Origin of the sequence: Natronomonas aquatica (assembly GCF_024449025.1) — an archaeon.
GTDB lineage: Archaea > Halobacteriota > Halobacteria > Halobacteriales > Haloarculaceae > Natronomonas > Natronomonas aquatica.
Genome location: NZ_JAHLKM010000004.1, coordinates 136,853 through 150,775, shown reverse-complemented (window position 1 = coordinate 150,775; position 13,923 = coordinate 136,853). Strand labels below are relative to the sequence as shown.

Below are 13,923 nucleotides of genomic sequence, written 5' to 3'. Positions count from 1 at the left end.
TCAGGCCACGAGCGCCAGATAGAGCTGTCCGACCCCGGCGGCGACGAGGACGGCGCCGGCGATCCGGGTCAGCGTGTTCACGTGTTCGCTGACACGGCCCACGAGGGCGTCGTGTCCGACGGCTGTGGCGACTGTTGCGGCGGCCATCAGGGCACCGAAACTACCTGCATACGAGCCCAGCACGATCGCGGTCCCGGACGTCGAGAACGTCAGCGACTGTATCGCCACCGCCAGAAACAGCGGCAATACGCAGGCTGTCGCGGCCAGGGCGTACAGCGCCCCGAAGAGCGCGAAGCCGGGGACGCTCGATCGACGCTCGGGGAGCGAGACGTGGACCGGACCGGTGTAGCCGACGAGGACGGCGACGCCGAGCGCGATCAGGAGGACACCGACGAAGACCTCGACCGCCGGGAGCAGCCGTTCGACGAGATCACCCGCGAGGACGGCGGCGACAGAGAGGATCAGAAAGGTCCCCAAAACGCCGACAGCGGCGGCGCCGCCGCGGGCGAGGACGCCGGACAGCGGCGGCGTTTCGTCCTCGACCGTCGCGGCGTAGTAGCCGACGTACCCCGGCAACAGCGCGTACGAACAGGGCGAAAAGAACGTCGTGAGTCCGGCGCCGACGGCGAACGCCGCCGCCCCGTACAGTCCGGCTACCATCAGCTCATCCCTCCGCGGCCCGGATCTCGGAGCGGATCGTCCCGGCGCTCGTGCGGCCACGATGCCGCCAGGTGATCCGGTTTCGCGAATCGAAGACGAACGCGTAAGGCACCCCGGAGGCATCGAGGCGCCGGGAGAGCTCGAGGTCGCCGTCGGCGGCGACGGTCCAAGACCCCTCGTGCTCTCGCCACCACGCGGTGACGTCCTCGCGCGTGATCGTGTTCCCGAGCGGTTCGTTCGTCACCGAGAGGAACTGGACGTCGTCGCCGGCCGATCCGTGGGCGGCGGCGAGTTCCGGCATCATCGACTCACAGACGTTACACCAGGTGGCGAACAGCTCGAGAAAGGTCACCCGGCCCGGCTCGGGCACCGTCACCGTACCGGCGTCGCTCCCCGGCGCCTCGATCGCCTCGAGTTCGACCGGGGCGACGCCGTTTCCGTCGTTCGACCCGACGACGTCGAAGGCGACCGCTGCGCCGCCCCCCAGAGCCGCCAGACTGCCGGCGCCGATCAGGAGGTCGCGTCGGCGCATCGGTCACCACCGCTCGAGGAGCGTCCGGGCGTCGTCGGTCGCGGTCCCGGCATCGGGCGGTCCGCCGTTGTAGGCCCGCTCGACCAACCCGTCTTTGTTGACGAGCAAGATTAGCGAGGCGTGCTCGTAGTGACCGCCGCCGCCATCGAAGGCGACGCCGAAGGTGTCCTCGACGACCTCCTTTGCCCGTTCGGGCGTCTCCGGCCGGAGGAAATACCAGTTGCCGACCTCGCGGTCGATGCCCATCCGGTTGCAGTACTCCTCGATCGTCTGTGCGGTGTCGGTCTCGGGATCGAACGTCGTCGGCAGGAACGCGAACTCCTCGGCGTAGCCCTCGCTTATCGAATCCGCCTGTACGCGACGGAGCGCCGTCACGAGCCCCGGACAGACCGTCGTACACGTCGTGTAGACGAACGTCAACATCGTGTGACGGTCCCCGACGAACTCGGTCGTCGTCACCGCCCGATCGTGGAGCGGAGCCGGAACCGTCACTTCCGGGAGTTCCTCGCCGTAGTCGGGGAAGGGAAGATCGATCTCCTTTCGGCGCTCGTAGTTCTCCGGCGGTTCGAGGACGGTCCCCTCCGGGCCGCCGTCGCCGCCGACCCCGAGACAGCCGGCGATGGAGACACCGACGGCCGTCGCACCCGCAGCTCTGAGGACGGTCCGTCTGTCGTAGGTCGGTGGGGTCGGGGTCATGGGTCTGGGTAGCTCCTTTTCGGTCTGCTGGCTGTCGTTCGGGTCGGTTACGCCGGGCCCGCTTCGAGCACCGGACGCGTCCGCTCGTCGAACTGCTCGAAGGCGTTTTCGACCCGCTCGGGGACTTCCTCGGACTCCGCCTCGGTAAGCGGCTGCATCGCGGGCTCTTCGTCCGGATCGGGCCACCCGACCACGACGCGGCCGACGTTGCCCGCCACCTCGTGGGAGATACAGACCTGCTGTCGGTCGACGTAGTCGTAGACGCCCTCGACCTCGAAGGTCCGCTCGTAGCTCGAGCCGGGCCCGGTCAGGTACTCGCTGTCCCACGCCTCGACGCCGTCGGGCGTGCGATGCGGCGGGTGGTTGTTCTCGTGGTAGCCGGTGACGTCGTGACGGCCCGTCTCGACGAGCCACTCGACGGTCGCCCCGACCTCGACGTGGACGATCTGGGGATCGAACTCCGGCCACGGTTCGGAGGTAATCGTCACGGTGACCGACTCGGCCGGCGTGCCGAGTTCGCCCGCGTCCTCGTCGGGCTCCGTCGACGGCAGTTCCTCGGGATCGTCCCCCTCCGAGCCGCCGAGACAGCCGGCCAGCGCGGCCGTGGCTGTGGCTGTCGTCGCCGCGAGCACCGCGCGCCGTGGGAGCGTTCGTGTCATGATCTGATCACCCCGTCGGGAGAGCTCCCCGAACCGATTCAGGGGTTCGGGTTGTAGATGTCCGGTTCCTCGGAGCCTTCGACCTGGATGACGCCGAGCATCCCCTTGCGGACGACCCGCGAGAGGGCGTGGTCGACGAGCTTGATCGGGCCGGGCACCGGCGTGTCGATCTCGGCGATCGCGACCGAGCCGGGCGCGACCGGCGCCGTCTCGACGTAGCGGTCCGGATCGGAGACGACGTCGCCGTCGCGGTAGAACGTCTCCCAGACGTTCCCGATCCCGTGCCAGGAGCTCATCAGGTTCGGCCCGCCCTGCGAGTGGAAGATCCGGATCCGCTCGCCCTTGTCTACGGTGATCGGCCCGCGGCCGTTCTCGGTGAACGCGTAGGCCTCGCCGTTGTAGAGGACGTAGGTCGGATCCTCCCGCTTCATCGCGTCGAAGCTGAAGCTGTGGTGGCCCTCCTCGCCCGACTTGCCGTCGGTGTAGAGTTCGTGCTGGCCGAAGTACAGCTCACGGTCGACCTCCGGTAACCCCTCCTCGGGTTCGACGAGGATCGCACCGAACATCCCGGCACTGATGTGCTGGTCCATGTTCGGGACCGCACAGTGATAGACGTGGACGCCGGGGTACATCGCTTTGAACTCGATGGTCGCGGACTCGCCCGGATTGATCGTGGTGGCGTTTGCCCCGCCGCCCGGGCCGTACACCGCGTGGAAGTCGATGTTGTGAGGCATCGAGTTCTCCTCGGGGTTCGTCAGCGTCATCCGGACGGTGTCGCCGCGGCGCACGCGGACCATCGGCCCGGGGATCCGCCCGTCGAAGGTCATGTAATCGAAGGTGACCCCGGGTTCGATCTCGGCGGTCTCCTCGGTCGTTGTCATCTCGATCTCGTGGTCGCGCGGGGAGTCCCAGTCGACCGGGTCCGGGAGGTCTCTCGGGTCCGCGGCGATCCGATCGGTGTCGAGGGACTTGGCCGGGTCCAGTCCCTCCTCCTGGGTCTGCGGTTCCTGGTTTTCGGCGGGCTGTTCGTCGGTCTCCTCGCCGCCGACACACCCGGCAAAGGCGAGGGCGCTCGCTGCCCCCGCCGCTTTCATGAGCGTTCGCCGGCTCGATTTGGCCTTCCCGTCGGAGTTGGTGTTCCGGGTCATTATCTTGTTACATCTTTATGTTACACCCCGATACACAAAAGCCGGTCATCAGCGTCTCATACGTTGAGATACAGCATTTTTGTCGAACACGTTCGGTGGCTTCTTTAAATAAATAGACAGAGAGATGGATTATAAAAAAAGAACGAGTCGAACATGTTCACCCGAACCGATATTCAATAGTGGGTACGAGTAGACCATACCCTATGCCCCAGGCTAGACTCCGTGTCGACTTGCCGGACGGCCCGTGGATCGCGGACGTATCCAGAGAGTATCCGGACACGGTCTTCGAGATACTGACCGCACTTCCGGAGGACGGGCGGGGGCTCGGGCTGCTCCGGTTCCAGTCCGGGGCCGTCGAGGCGGTCCTGGACGAAATACGCGCCCACGGGACCATCGAAGAGGTCTCGGTTATCCAACAGACCGAGGGGGCGGCGACGATCCAGATCGTAACCACCCGACCGATGATACTGCTTGCGGCCAAACGGTCGGGGATCCCCATCGAGATGCCGGTCGAGATACGGGACGGGACGGCGATCGTCGATGTCGCCGGCTCCCACGATCGCCTCTCGGAGCTCGGCGAGCAGTTCGCCGCGATGGGCATCGAGTTCCACATCGAGTACATCCAACAGCGGCTCCATCCCGATCAGCTGTTGACCGATCGACAGCAGGAACTGCTCCAGTTGGCCGTCTCGGAGGGCTACTACGATACGCCACGGAAATGTACGCTCACCGAACTGGCCGGCGAGATCGGGCTGGCGAAATCGACCTGCAGCGAGACGCTTCACCGCGCCGAGGAGGTCGTGATGAAAAAGTTCGTCGAGGAGCTGTTACCGGGGGCGGATTTCGACCTCCAGCCGGTATCCTGATACGGGGCCATCGTCCCCTCGACGGCTCCTCGTTGTTTTTTTCCGTACGCGCGTTCGAACACGTTCGGGAGAAGATACCGGGACGTCGGCACCGGAGACAGCAGTATGCGAAAGTTCACCGCGACGCTGATCGTGGCGACGCTCTCGGCATATCTGCTCGTCGGACTCGGCGCGATGACCGCGGCGACGGAGCTACGACCGGTGGCCGCCGGCCACTACGGCGTGGCGGGGAGCGTCTGGCTGCTCGTCGGGGTCGTCGCGTTCCGCTCGTGGGCCGGCGACCACACCCGGCGCGTGCGGTTCGGATCCACCGTCGCGTTCGCCGCGTTCCCGGTACAGGCGGCGCTCGGGGCGGCGACCGCCCTCGAGATCGCCGCACTCGGCGGCCGGGCACACCTGCTCGGCGGGCTGTTCGTCTTCGGATCGCTGCTCGTCACGCTCGTGTGGCACCTCGATGGGGAGGTCGGTCCCGACGGGAGCGGGCGGGCGATGGGGCTGGAGATCGAGCAGAACCCACCGGAGGACGCACTATCCGAGGGACCGACAGAGCCGGATGCCGCAGCGACGAACGATGGCCCGCGGTCGGACGCCCCGCCCGAGTCCGGAAGGGCGTCGATCCGCGACCGGGTCGGGGCCTACATCACGCTGACGAAACCGCGTCTGATGTGGCTGCTGTGTCTGCTCGCGGTGGCCGGTATGGCGCTTGCGACGATCACCGGCGCCACGCTCGAGGGGGTGACGGTCGTCGCGACGCTCGCCGGCGGCGTCCTCGCGATCGGCGCGGCTGGAACCTTCAACCACGTCTACGAGCGCGAACGCGACCGGCGGATGGACCGGACCGCCGACCGCCCGCTCGTTTCCGATCGGGTCGACCCGACGCGGGCGCTGGCCTTCGGTGCAACCCTGTTCGTCGCCTCGATGGCGGTGCTCTGGGCGCTCGTCAACCCGCTCTCGGCGGCGCTGACCGCCGTCGCCGCGGTCTACTACGCCGTCGTTTACACCGTCGTCCTGAAGCCGTCGACGACCTGGAACACGGTCCTCGGCGGCGGAGCTGGGGCGCTTCCGGCCGTCATCGGCTGGACGGCGGTGACCGGCTCCGTCGGGCTCCCCGCCGTGTTGCTTTCGGCGGTCGTCTTCTGTTGGACGCCCGCCCACTTCTATAATCTCGCCATCGCCTGCCGGGCGGACTACGACGCGGCCGGCTACCCGATGTTGCCGGTCGAGCGGGGGGTCGCACTCGCGCGGCGACGGATCCTCTATTGGCTCGGCGCGACGCTTCTCGTCGCCGGCGGGCTCGGTGTCGTCGCCGGGTTCGGCCCCCTCTATGCGGTCGCCTCCGCCGTCGCCGGCCTCGGGTTCGTCTGGACCGTCGCCGAACAGTACCGCCGCGATACCGACCGGGCCGCCTACCGGAGCTTCCACGCGTCGAACGCCTACCTGGGTACGCTCCTGGTGGCGGTTCTTCTGGAAACGGTCGTCGTCTGAACGATGCGCTTGTGCCACATACTTCAGTCGGTTGGGAGTCTCCGGTCTGCGGCGTTCATCGCAGCCGGGGACGTTCTTGCTATCGTCGCGTTTCTCGCCTACGGGCTCGCGACCCACGGTATCGACCCCCTGCAGTTCCCGCGACACACGCTTTTGACCGCGTTTCCGTTCGTGTCGTCGTGGCTCTGTCTCGCGCCCATCGGTCGCCTGTATCGTCCGCGCGTTCGCCGGTCGTGGCGCGCCGCGATCGGCCGGACGGTTGCCGTGTGGATCGGCGCGAGTCTTCTCGGCGGGGCCATCCGATCCACATCGCTCGTTCCGGGCGAAGCGCCGCCCGAGTTCCTCCTCGTAGTGATCGTATTCGGCATCGTCTTTCTACTCCCGTGGCGATCCGCGGTAATACTTGCCGAACATGTGCGCCACAACCCCCACCTATCGACTGGACGAACCGATCGAACGTAAGCCACTCATGAGTACCTCACAGTCCGAAGACATTCCGATGATGCAGCGATTGTACAACCGAATATGGCTCCTCGCAGCGGCCGCCATGCTGTTTTTTCTCGTCGTCTATGTCGGGTGGGGAGCTATGGATATCCTCTCACTCCCGACGAGGTAAACTATGGGAGGACCACTTGACGAACCCGACGGCAACTGGTGGGACAATCCGGTCAATAGACGCGAAAGTATCTGGCTCGGGATCGCGGGAGCGTGGTCGCTCGCGATCTTCGGGTGGATGAGCGGGTTCACCCGGTTCGGCGACCAGAACCCCATCGGCCAGACCTACGAGGTCGATCCCGACGCGTACCAACAACGGGTGGCGGCCTACAAGGAGGAAGCCGACGAGACCGAAGAGGGACGCCTGCTTCCGCCGGGTGACTCCGTCTACGTCGGCGGTCGGCGCTTCGATTGGGACGGCCTCCCGGTCGTCCTCGAAGCGGGCCGAGAGTACGACATCCATCTCGGCGCCTACGACGTCCAGCACGGCTTTTCCGTTCGTCCGGAGGAGAACCTGAGCAAACAGATCAATCTCCAGGTCTTCCCCGGTAACGAGTGGGTCGTTCCGATGACGTTCGAAGAGCCCGGCACGTATCGCGTCATCTGCAACGAATTCTGCGGCCGCGGACACAACAGCATGAGCGGCCATTTCGTCGTGGAGGAGGCCTAATATGAAGGGTGCGATCAAACATCTGTTCGGCAACGAGTACGACTCGGACGGGTTCCGGACCTGTTCGATAACCGGACTCGAGGTTCACGAGTCCGTCGAGAATCACGTGAAGCTGTTCGCTTTGACCGCCGTCGTCGCGATGGCCATCGGCGGGGCGTTCGCGATCACCGTAGCGGGGACCCGCTGGGAGCTCCTGTCGTTGCTCCCCGAGGACGGGTACTACACCCATCTCAGCATGCACGCCTGGAACATCCTCATCTTCTGGATGGTGTTCATGGAGATCGCGGTCCTCTACGTCGGGGGGCCGATGGTGCTCGGCCGGCGGCTCCCGCTGACGAAAGTCGCCAAGGCCGGGTGGGTTATCATGGTCGCCGGCGCCGTCGGCGTCAACTACTCGATCTGGACGGCGACCGAAAGCGGCGGCGAGGCGCCGCTTTTGACCGCCTACGTCCCGCTTGATATCCCCTGGCTCTTCTATGCGACCGCGGTCCTGTTCCTGCTGGGGGCGACGGTCGCCGCGCTGCCGTTCTTCGTGACGATCTGGAAGGAAAAGCGCGGCGCCCCGAACAAGACGCTACCGCTCGTCGTCTTCGGCGCCTTCATAACGAGCATCATCGCCGTCGAGGCGATCCTCGGCGGGATCGCGGCGTTCGGGTACGCGCTGATCTGGCGGCTCGGGATCATCGAGTCGGTCAACGCCGGCCTCTACCGACAGCTCTATTGGATCGTCGGCCACGGCACCCAGCAGATCAACCTGCTCGCGATGATCACCGTGTGGTACTTCCTGACTCACGTCGTCGGCGGGGCCGTCGTCGCCAGCGAGAAGGTTTCCCGGTCGGCCTTTATTCTCTATCTGTTCTTCATCAACCTCGGGGCGGCTCATCACCTGATGGTCGATCCGGGGCTCTCGGCCGGGTGGCGGATCTTCAACACCTCCTACGCGTTCTACGGAGCCGCCTTCGCCAGCATGATCCACGCATTCGCCATCCCGGCGGGGCTTGAGGCCGGCCGCCGCCAGCGCGGGCTCGGCGGCGGGCTGTTCGGCTGGCTCACTTCGGCGCCCTGGAAGAGCCCAGTCTTCTCCTCGACGATCTTCAGCATCATCCTGTTCGGCTTCGTCGGCGGGATCACCGGCGTGCTGATGGGCCAGATGCAGCTGAACATGACCTGGCACAACACCTACGCGACGGTCGGCCACTTCCACGGCACCGTCGCGTTGGGCACGACGCTTGCCTTCTGGGGGCTTCTGTTCTTCGCGATCAAGACGATGTTCCGGCGGGACTACGCCTCCGGCGTGCTCGCCTCGGCCATCCCGTACCTCTATGCGGCGACGATGGGGCTGGCCGTGCTGATGATGATGTACATCGGCATCCTCTATGGTGTTCCGCGCCGGATCTCTAGCGTCGTCGAGAACGTCCCCGGCAGCGAGTTCAGCCTGTCGGCGGCCGAGCCGCTGTTTTTCATCCTCGGGCCCGCGACGCTGCTTGCGGTCCTCACGGGGGCGCTTTTCGTCCTCGTCGCGGTCGGCTCGCTGCTGTTCGGCGACCGGCTCGGGGACGGCGACGACGGCGGCCTGCTGCCCGAGAAGGGGCTCCGGACCGACGGAGGGTCCGTCCACGCAATCGAGATGCGGGGCACGTTCACCCTCTGTCTGATCTTCTTGGCGACGTTCGTCGCGCTCTACGCCCTGAACTGGTTCCTGCTCGTGCAGGTCTGGCAGATCGGCGCCTGAACTACCCTCCGTTTTCGTACTGACCGACGAGTATCCGACCGCCCACGCTCCATGCCACAGACACAGAACACGAACGCGAACACGAACACGATGGCGACGCTCTTTCAGTACGCGAAACAGCCCTGGTACGACCTGCTCAGCATCTACTACACCAACACCCCGATCTGGCGGTGGCTCAAAAGCGCCGCACTGGTCTTTCTGGGGTTTTTCCTCTGGATGGCCGGCAACGTGTTGCTCTCTGTCCGCCCCGGGTGGACGTTCCTGACGTACGTGATGGCCTACGGGGTCGTGGTCCTGTTTTGGGGGCCGTTCACCCATATGGTGGTGGTGCCGATGACGATCCGGCTGCGGCGGTCGGCGAGTCATCCGATCGTCCGGATGTTCGCGAGACAGGCGAGCAAGATCAATTTCGCGGTGTTTCTCCTCATCGTCGTGATCGTCGGGGCCGTCGCGCCAGGGGTCATGCTGTTGGATTTCTCGACCTCCGTCGGCGGCGACGGCGGCAGCGAGGTCAGCGGCGAGTTGATCTGCGAAACCGGCGAGGAACTCGTTACCTGCTCCGTAGAGGACCCCGAGGGGATCGACCGCGTGGTCGTCACCTCCGGTGGGGAGACCGTTGCGACCGCCGAGGAGCCGCCCTTCGAGTTCCAGGTCCGGATCGAAGAGCTGGACGACTCCCCGACCGGCAAGGAGTTCACGGTCAATTACCGAAACGAGGACGGCGAGACGGTCCAGCGGCTGGTCAGGACAGTGTCAAAAGAGTCCTCCGGGTGACAAGGCGTCCGTCCAGCCGTATCCGTATCGAGCCATCGGTCCGTGGCCTCAACACGAGAGACGGAGGATACGTGACCACGCTTCGATCCGGATGGGTCTCGAGGGAAACGGTAGTATTTTTATCCGGGGGATCCTCGGTCCAGTATGCCTAAGACACAGCCGGAGCCGGTCATCAAGCGGGCCGAGGACGTCGAGTACGAGACGCTCTCGGTGGCGGACGGTGCCAGCAAGGCGGTTATCCTCGACGAATCCGACGGCGCCCCGAACTTCCGGATGCGCCGATACCGACTCGAACCGGGCGCGGAGGTCCCGAAACACACCAACGGGATCGAACACGAAGTTCACGCGGTAACCGGGGAGTACGTCGTCGGCATCGAAGACGAGGAACACAGCGTCTCTGCGGGCGATTCGATTCTGATCCCGGCCGGGACGGTCCACTGGTTCCGCAACGAGACGGACGAAGAGAGCGCGTTCGTCTGTATGGTCCCGAACGGCGACGCCGGGATCGAGTTGCTGGAAGAAGAATAAAGAGCGCGCCCTTTCGTTTTACTCAAGCACCGGCCGACGCGAGTTAGTGACGACGATGAGACTGCTCGCAGCCATCGCCACCGCGGCGAAGAGCGGATTTATCAGGCCGAGGACGGCAAGCGGGATCGCGACCGCATTGTAGAGGAACGCCCAGAGGATGTTCTCGCGGATGCGTCTCCGGGTCCCGTCGGCGAGATCGAAGACATCCTCGACCGCGGTGAGGTCGCTGTCGTTCACGACGACGTCCGCCGCGTCGATCGCGCGGGCGGTTCCATCGCCCATGGCGATCCCCAGATCGGCGGCGGCCAGCGCGGGGGCGTCGTTGGTGCCGTCGCCGACCATTACCGTCGTTCCCCCGGCCGCCAGCCGCCGGACCGTCTCGACCTTGCCGTCCGGCGGCACGCCGGTGAAGACCGTATCGACGGCTGGATGTTGCCGGAAGCGCTCGGTTCCGGCCCCGGAATCGCCCGTCAGGATCACGATTTCGCGATCCTCGAAGGACTCGACCGCCGCCTCCCATTCGGTTCGCTCCCGGTCGGCCACCGTGATGACGCCTCGGGCCCGCCCGTCCCATCCCACGACGATCGGCAATCCGCCGTCGCGTTCGACCGCCTCGATCCTGTCTGCGAGCCCGTCAGGGACCGGGCCGACGCGTTCTTCGAGGAGTCCAGGCGTCCCGGCGACGACGCGTCGCTCCCCGACAGTCGCCGCGACCCCCTCGCCCGGGTGACGGACGAAATCACACGCCTCGGGTACTTCGCCGACGGCGGTGTCAGCCCCAGCGAGATCCCCGGCGACGCCACCGTCGGCGGCTACGTCGGACCTGCTTTCGGATCCGTCCGAAGCGGCGGCTTCGAGAATCGCCTCGGCGACGGGGTGGCTGGCGAAGCGCTCGACCGCGGCCGCGAGTTCGAGTGTCCTCCCGTTGCCGGAGACGTCCGTCACGTACATCTCGCCGGCGGTCAACGTCCCCGTCTTGTCGAAGACGAGGGTGTCGGCGTCGGGGGCGACCTCGAAGACGGACTCGTTCGTGACGACGATCCGCCGCTGTAGCGCGTCGCGAAGCCCGCCGGAGACGGCCAGCGGGGTCGCAAGCCCCATCGCACAGGGACACGACACGACGAGCACGGTCAGCCCGGCCAGAAGGGCGGCGGCGACGGTCCCGCCCGTCAGGAGCCCCCAGAGCGTGACGGCCGCCCCGAGGACGAGCACGGCGGGAACGAAGACCGTCGCGAGCGCGTCCGCCAGCCGCTGGACGGCCGGCGCGTGGCTCTGGATCTCCCACAGCGCCGTGGCGATGCGGTCGGCGGTGCTTTCGGTGTCCTCGACTTCGATCAGGAGGGCGTCGTCGGCGACGATCGAACCGCCGACGACCGTATCCCCGGGCGCTTTGGTGACCGGTAGCGACTCCCCCGTCAGCACCGACTCGTCGACGTCGGCGGTCCCTTCGAGGACGGTCCCGTCGACCGGAACACGCTCGCCGGGCGCGACGACGAGCCGGTCGTCGGGGGCGAGGTCATCGACCGAAACAGTCTCTCTGCCGTCGTCGGTGAGTCTGGTCGCCTCCCTCACTCGGCCGGCCGTAACCGAAGAGAGGGCGTCGCTCGCCTGAGATCGGATCCGTCCCTCGTAGTACCGCCCGAGCGTGACGACCATGATCACCGCGACGCTGACGTCGTAGTACAGGTGCGTGCTCCCGGTCGCCAGCGCGACGGTGCTGTAGCCGTACGCCGACAGGGCGGCGACGGAGATCAAAAGGTCCATGTTCGGCTGCCGGGTGCGGACGCTCACCCACGCCCCCCGGAGGACCGGATAGCCCGTATAAAAGAGGACGACCGACGCGAAAAGGCCCATCGCCACCAGAGGGAGATACAGCGTCAGCGGCGTCGTCGTATCGACCGCGAGGAGACCGGGCTCGATGCCGACGTAGCTCGGATAGAGATAAAAGAAGTACCACGGCATCACGAGCATCGTGAAAAACCCGCCGACGACGAGCCGCTGGACGGTATCGCGCTGGCGCTTTCGGGCGTCGCGGTCGATCCCGTTTTCGTCTTCCTCGCGGAACCGAACGGTGTACCCGTGGCCCGACAGCACCCCGGGGAGGTTCTCCCTCGCGATCGCCTCCGGGTTGTAGACGACACGGGCGGTCTCCATCGCGTAGTTGGCCTCCAGCGCGTAGACGCCCTCGACGTCGTCGCCGCGCAGTCCGAGGAACGTCTCGCAGGTGGTACAGTGCATCCCGTCGACTGCCAGATACGCCTCGGCGGCGTCCTCGGGGATCTCGCGCTCCCGTGTCTCCGAAACGGGAGCGTCGTCGACATCGTCGGCGCCCTCCAGCGTCCGGGCGACCTCCAGACAGCCGCGACAGCAGAACGTCCCCTCGACACCCTCGCCGGTCACCGGGGGCGTCGGGAGCTCCAGATCACAGAGAGAGCAGCCACTCATCGTCCCGACCGAGGGAGCGCGGCACCGAAGAACTACCGACGAACACGTTCGGGGAAACGGGCTGGATCGGGGGACGGCAACCTTCGGTATGGCCACAGCACACGACGACGTCGAGCCGGTGACCGACCGCGTCCACGAGACCTCCTGGTCGGCGAACCTCGAGAAACCGGTCTACGCCGACGACGGGGGACTGGTGGTCGAGGGGGCGATCGAGGCGATCCAGCACACGGCGGCCGGCAACCACGTCAACCTCGTCACTCACAGCGAACACGGCCACCCGTCGGCGTATCTCTATGCGGCGCTCGACGATCGGTTCGGCAGCGCCGTCACCTGCGAGTACGTCCGGCAGTGTGGCTGTGGCGGCCACGTGACGAAGGTTCACGTCGAAAACGAGCCGTGATCGACGGGGGAAAACTCAGCCGCCCGAGTACCCGTCGATCGGCACGTTCGTTCCGCCGGCTGTCGGCTGATCCGGTCGCCGCTGCTGTGAACAGAAGTACTCGACGATCGCCTCCTCGGCTCGCTGTAGGGTGGCGCTACAGGTCGATTTCGCGATGTCGAGGGCGCCGGCGACCTCCGTCAGCGTACACTCCCGCGGACTCCTGTAGTAGCCGTGTTCGACCGCGGTGAAAAGGACTTCCTCCTGTCTGTCGGTCAAAACCCGGCTGACGTCGTGGTCGGAGTGGATGTACGCGACCTCGAAGCCGAGACCGTCGGCCCGCAGTTGCTCGCCGAGCGAGGAGATCCTCGCGTGTGTCCCGACGACGGTGGCGGCCAACTCACCGTCGGTCACAGTCGCCGGATACACGATCGGGGTTCCCGCCCGCGATGCGGCCGAAAGCACGGCCGGTTCGAGCGACTCGAGGCGAACCGTCGCGCGGTCGTCGTGTCGGTCGACAACGTCGAACGTGTCGACGTCGGGGTGGGCGTCGATATCCGGGAGACACGCGGCCGTGGCAGATCCGGAAACCTCGACCGTCTCGACCGCGCGATCACCGCCGAAAAGCGTACCGAGAAGCTGAAGCGAGGCGTCGCCGTGGTCCCGGGAGACATCCGTCTTCAATCGGCCTTCCGAGAGTTCGATACGGATGCACGCCTGTGTCACCTCCCAGATGAGGACGAACGGCCGTCGGTCGGTATCGACCGTGCGCGGGTCCGGTGGCTTGCGTTCGGCCGAGCCGTCGACGCGCTCGCGATCGGATCGGCCCTCGTGTGCCGACATATGTCGGATCG

15 protein-coding genes are annotated in these 13,923 nt (G+C 66.3%); 8 read left to right on the top strand and 7 right to left on the bottom strand.

Translation table 11 applies throughout. The features are described 5' to 3' along the window. The 5 genes from KM295_RS05610 to nirK are packed head-to-tail and all read right to left on the bottom strand — an operon-like array spanning nt 1 to nt 3,695. Nucleotides 1-660: a cytochrome c biogenesis CcdA family protein gene (locus KM295_RS05610; protein WP_256028936.1), complete on the bottom strand. Its 660-nt coding sequence runs from the start codon at nt 658-660 to the stop codon at nt 1-3. A 4-nt stretch (nt 661-664) separates the two neighbouring features. Then, the gene (locus KM295_RS05605) at nt 665-1,192 is read right to left on the bottom strand and encodes a TlpA family protein disulfide reductase (protein ID WP_256028934.1); all 528 of its coding nucleotides are present in this window, start codon (nt 1,190-1,192) and stop codon (nt 665-667) included. A gap of 3 nt (nt 1,193-1,195) precedes the next feature. Then, nucleotides 1,196-1,888, bottom strand: coding sequence for an SCO family protein (locus tag KM295_RS05600; protein WP_256028933.1), 693 nt, complete (start codon nt 1,886-1,888; stop codon nt 1,196-1,198). A 47-nt stretch (nt 1,889-1,935) separates the two neighbouring features. Further along, entirely contained in the window at nt 1,936-2,547 is a 612-nt protein-coding gene (locus KM295_RS05595; protein ID WP_256028931.1) for a plastocyanin/azurin family copper-binding protein, read from the bottom strand. Between the two features lie 38 nt (nt 2,548-2,585). Continuing rightward, nucleotides 2,586-3,695, bottom strand: coding sequence for a copper-containing nitrite reductase (gene nirK / locus KM295_RS05590; RefSeq protein WP_256028928.1), 1,110 nt, complete (start codon nt 3,693-3,695; stop codon nt 2,586-2,588). Between the two features lie 203 nt (nt 3,696-3,898). Between nirK and KM295_RS05585 the strand changes: the two genes are divergently transcribed. The 7 genes from KM295_RS05585 to KM295_RS05555 all read left to right on the top strand — a co-directional run bounded on the left by KM295_RS05585 (nt 3,899) and on the right by KM295_RS05555 (nt 10,245). Beyond that, complete coding sequence (locus tag KM295_RS05585) at nt 3,899-4,561, top strand: helix-turn-helix domain-containing protein (RefSeq protein ID WP_256028926.1); 663 nt, start codon at nt 3,899-3,901, stop codon at nt 4,559-4,561. Nucleotides 4,562-4,666: 105 nt separating this feature from the next. After that, the gene (gene cyoE / locus KM295_RS05580) at nt 4,667-6,046 is read left to right on the top strand and encodes a heme o synthase (RefSeq protein ID WP_256028925.1); all 1,380 of its coding nucleotides are present in this window, start codon (nt 4,667-4,669) and stop codon (nt 6,044-6,046) included. Between the two features lie 3 nt (nt 6,047-6,049). Then, complete coding sequence (locus tag KM295_RS05575; protein ID WP_256028923.1) at nt 6,050-6,508, top strand: DUF3054 domain-containing protein; 459 nt, start codon at nt 6,050-6,052, stop codon at nt 6,506-6,508. A gap of 157 nt (nt 6,509-6,665) precedes the next feature. Further along, on the top strand, nt 6,666-7,211 hold the full coding sequence (locus tag KM295_RS05570) for a cupredoxin domain-containing protein (protein ID WP_256028921.1): 546 nt from the start codon (nt 6,666-6,668) through the stop codon (nt 7,209-7,211). A 1-nt stretch (nt 7,212) separates the two neighbouring features. Next, a complete protein-coding gene (locus tag KM295_RS05565; protein ID WP_256028919.1) occupies nt 7,213-8,943 on the top strand; it encodes a cytochrome c oxidase subunit I in 1,731 nt (576 codons plus the stop codon). Nucleotides 8,944-8,994: 51 nt separating this feature from the next. After that, nucleotides 8,995-9,717: a hypothetical protein gene (locus tag KM295_RS05560; RefSeq protein WP_256028918.1), complete on the top strand. Its 723-nt coding sequence runs from the start codon at nt 8,995-8,997 to the stop codon at nt 9,715-9,717. A 144-nt stretch (nt 9,718-9,861) separates the two neighbouring features. After that, nucleotides 9,862-10,245, top strand: a complete 384-nt coding sequence (locus tag KM295_RS05555; protein ID WP_256028916.1) for a cupin domain-containing protein — start codon at nt 9,862-9,864, stop codon at nt 10,243-10,245. Between the two features lie 18 nt (nt 10,246-10,263). Here the strand turns inward: KM295_RS05555 and KM295_RS05550 are convergent, their stop codons facing one another. Next, nucleotides 10,264-12,690: a heavy metal translocating P-type ATPase gene (locus tag KM295_RS05550; RefSeq protein ID WP_256028914.1), complete on the bottom strand. Its 2,427-nt coding sequence runs from the start codon at nt 12,688-12,690 to the stop codon at nt 10,264-10,266. A gap of 88 nt (nt 12,691-12,778) precedes the next feature. Here KM295_RS05550 and KM295_RS05545 point away from each other — a divergent pair, with 88 nt between their 5' ends. Further along, nucleotides 12,779-13,090 carry a CGCGG family putative rSAM-modified RiPP protein gene (locus tag KM295_RS05545; RefSeq protein ID WP_256028913.1) on the top strand — a complete coding sequence of 104 codons (312 nt, stop codon included), beginning with the start codon at nt 12,779-12,781 and terminating at the stop codon, nt 13,088-13,090. Between the two features lie 15 nt (nt 13,091-13,105). Here KM295_RS05545 and KM295_RS05540 read toward each other — a convergent pair whose 3' ends face one another. Beyond that, nucleotides 13,106-13,912, bottom strand: coding sequence for a helix-turn-helix domain-containing protein (locus tag KM295_RS05540; protein ID WP_256028912.1), 807 nt, complete (start codon nt 13,910-13,912; stop codon nt 13,106-13,108). Between the last annotated feature and the right edge of the window lie 11 nt (nt 13,913-13,923).

Excerpts from the sequence above, each read along its gene's own strand:
- KM295_RS05610 (WP_256028936.1), bottom strand. The coding sequence starts at position 660 with ATGGTAGCCGGACTGTACGGGGCGGCGGCGTTCGCCGTCGGCGCCGGA.
- KM295_RS05605 (WP_256028934.1), bottom strand. The coding sequence starts at position 1,192 with ATGCGCCGACGCGACCTCCTGATCGGCGCCGGCAGTCTGGCGGCTCTG.
- KM295_RS05600 (WP_256028933.1), bottom strand. The coding sequence starts at position 1,888 with ATGACCCCGACCCCACCGACCTACGACAGACGGACCGTCCTCAGAGCT.
- KM295_RS05595 (WP_256028931.1), bottom strand. The coding sequence starts at position 2,547 with ATGACACGAACGCTCCCACGGCGCGCGGTGCTCGCGGCGACGACAGCC.
- nirK (WP_256028928.1), bottom strand. The coding sequence starts at position 3,695 with ATGACCCGGAACACCAACTCCGACGGGAAGGCCAAATCGAGCCGGCGA.
- KM295_RS05585 (WP_256028926.1), top strand. The coding sequence starts at position 3,899 with ATGCCCCAGGCTAGACTCCGTGTCGACTTGCCGGACGGCCCGTGGATC.
- cyoE (WP_256028925.1), top strand. The coding sequence starts at position 4,667 with ATGCGAAAGTTCACCGCGACGCTGATCGTGGCGACGCTCTCGGCATAT.
- KM295_RS05575 (WP_256028923.1), top strand. The coding sequence starts at position 6,050 with ATGCGCTTGTGCCACATACTTCAGTCGGTTGGGAGTCTCCGGTCTGCG.
- KM295_RS05570 (WP_256028921.1), top strand. The coding sequence starts at position 6,666 with ATGGGAGGACCACTTGACGAACCCGACGGCAACTGGTGGGACAATCCG.
- KM295_RS05565 (WP_256028919.1), top strand. The coding sequence starts at position 7,213 with ATGAAGGGTGCGATCAAACATCTGTTCGGCAACGAGTACGACTCGGAC.
- KM295_RS05560 (WP_256028918.1), top strand. The coding sequence starts at position 8,995 with ATGCCACAGACACAGAACACGAACGCGAACACGAACACGATGGCGACG.
- KM295_RS05555 (WP_256028916.1), top strand. The coding sequence starts at position 9,862 with ATGCCTAAGACACAGCCGGAGCCGGTCATCAAGCGGGCCGAGGACGTC.
- KM295_RS05550 (WP_256028914.1), bottom strand. The coding sequence starts at position 12,690 with ATGAGTGGCTGCTCTCTCTGTGATCTGGAGCTCCCGACGCCCCCGGTG.
- KM295_RS05545 (WP_256028913.1), top strand. The coding sequence starts at position 12,779 with ATGGCCACAGCACACGACGACGTCGAGCCGGTGACCGACCGCGTCCAC.
- KM295_RS05540 (WP_256028912.1), bottom strand. The coding sequence starts at position 13,912 with ATGTCGGCACACGAGGGCCGATCCGATCGCGAGCGCGTCGACGGCTCG.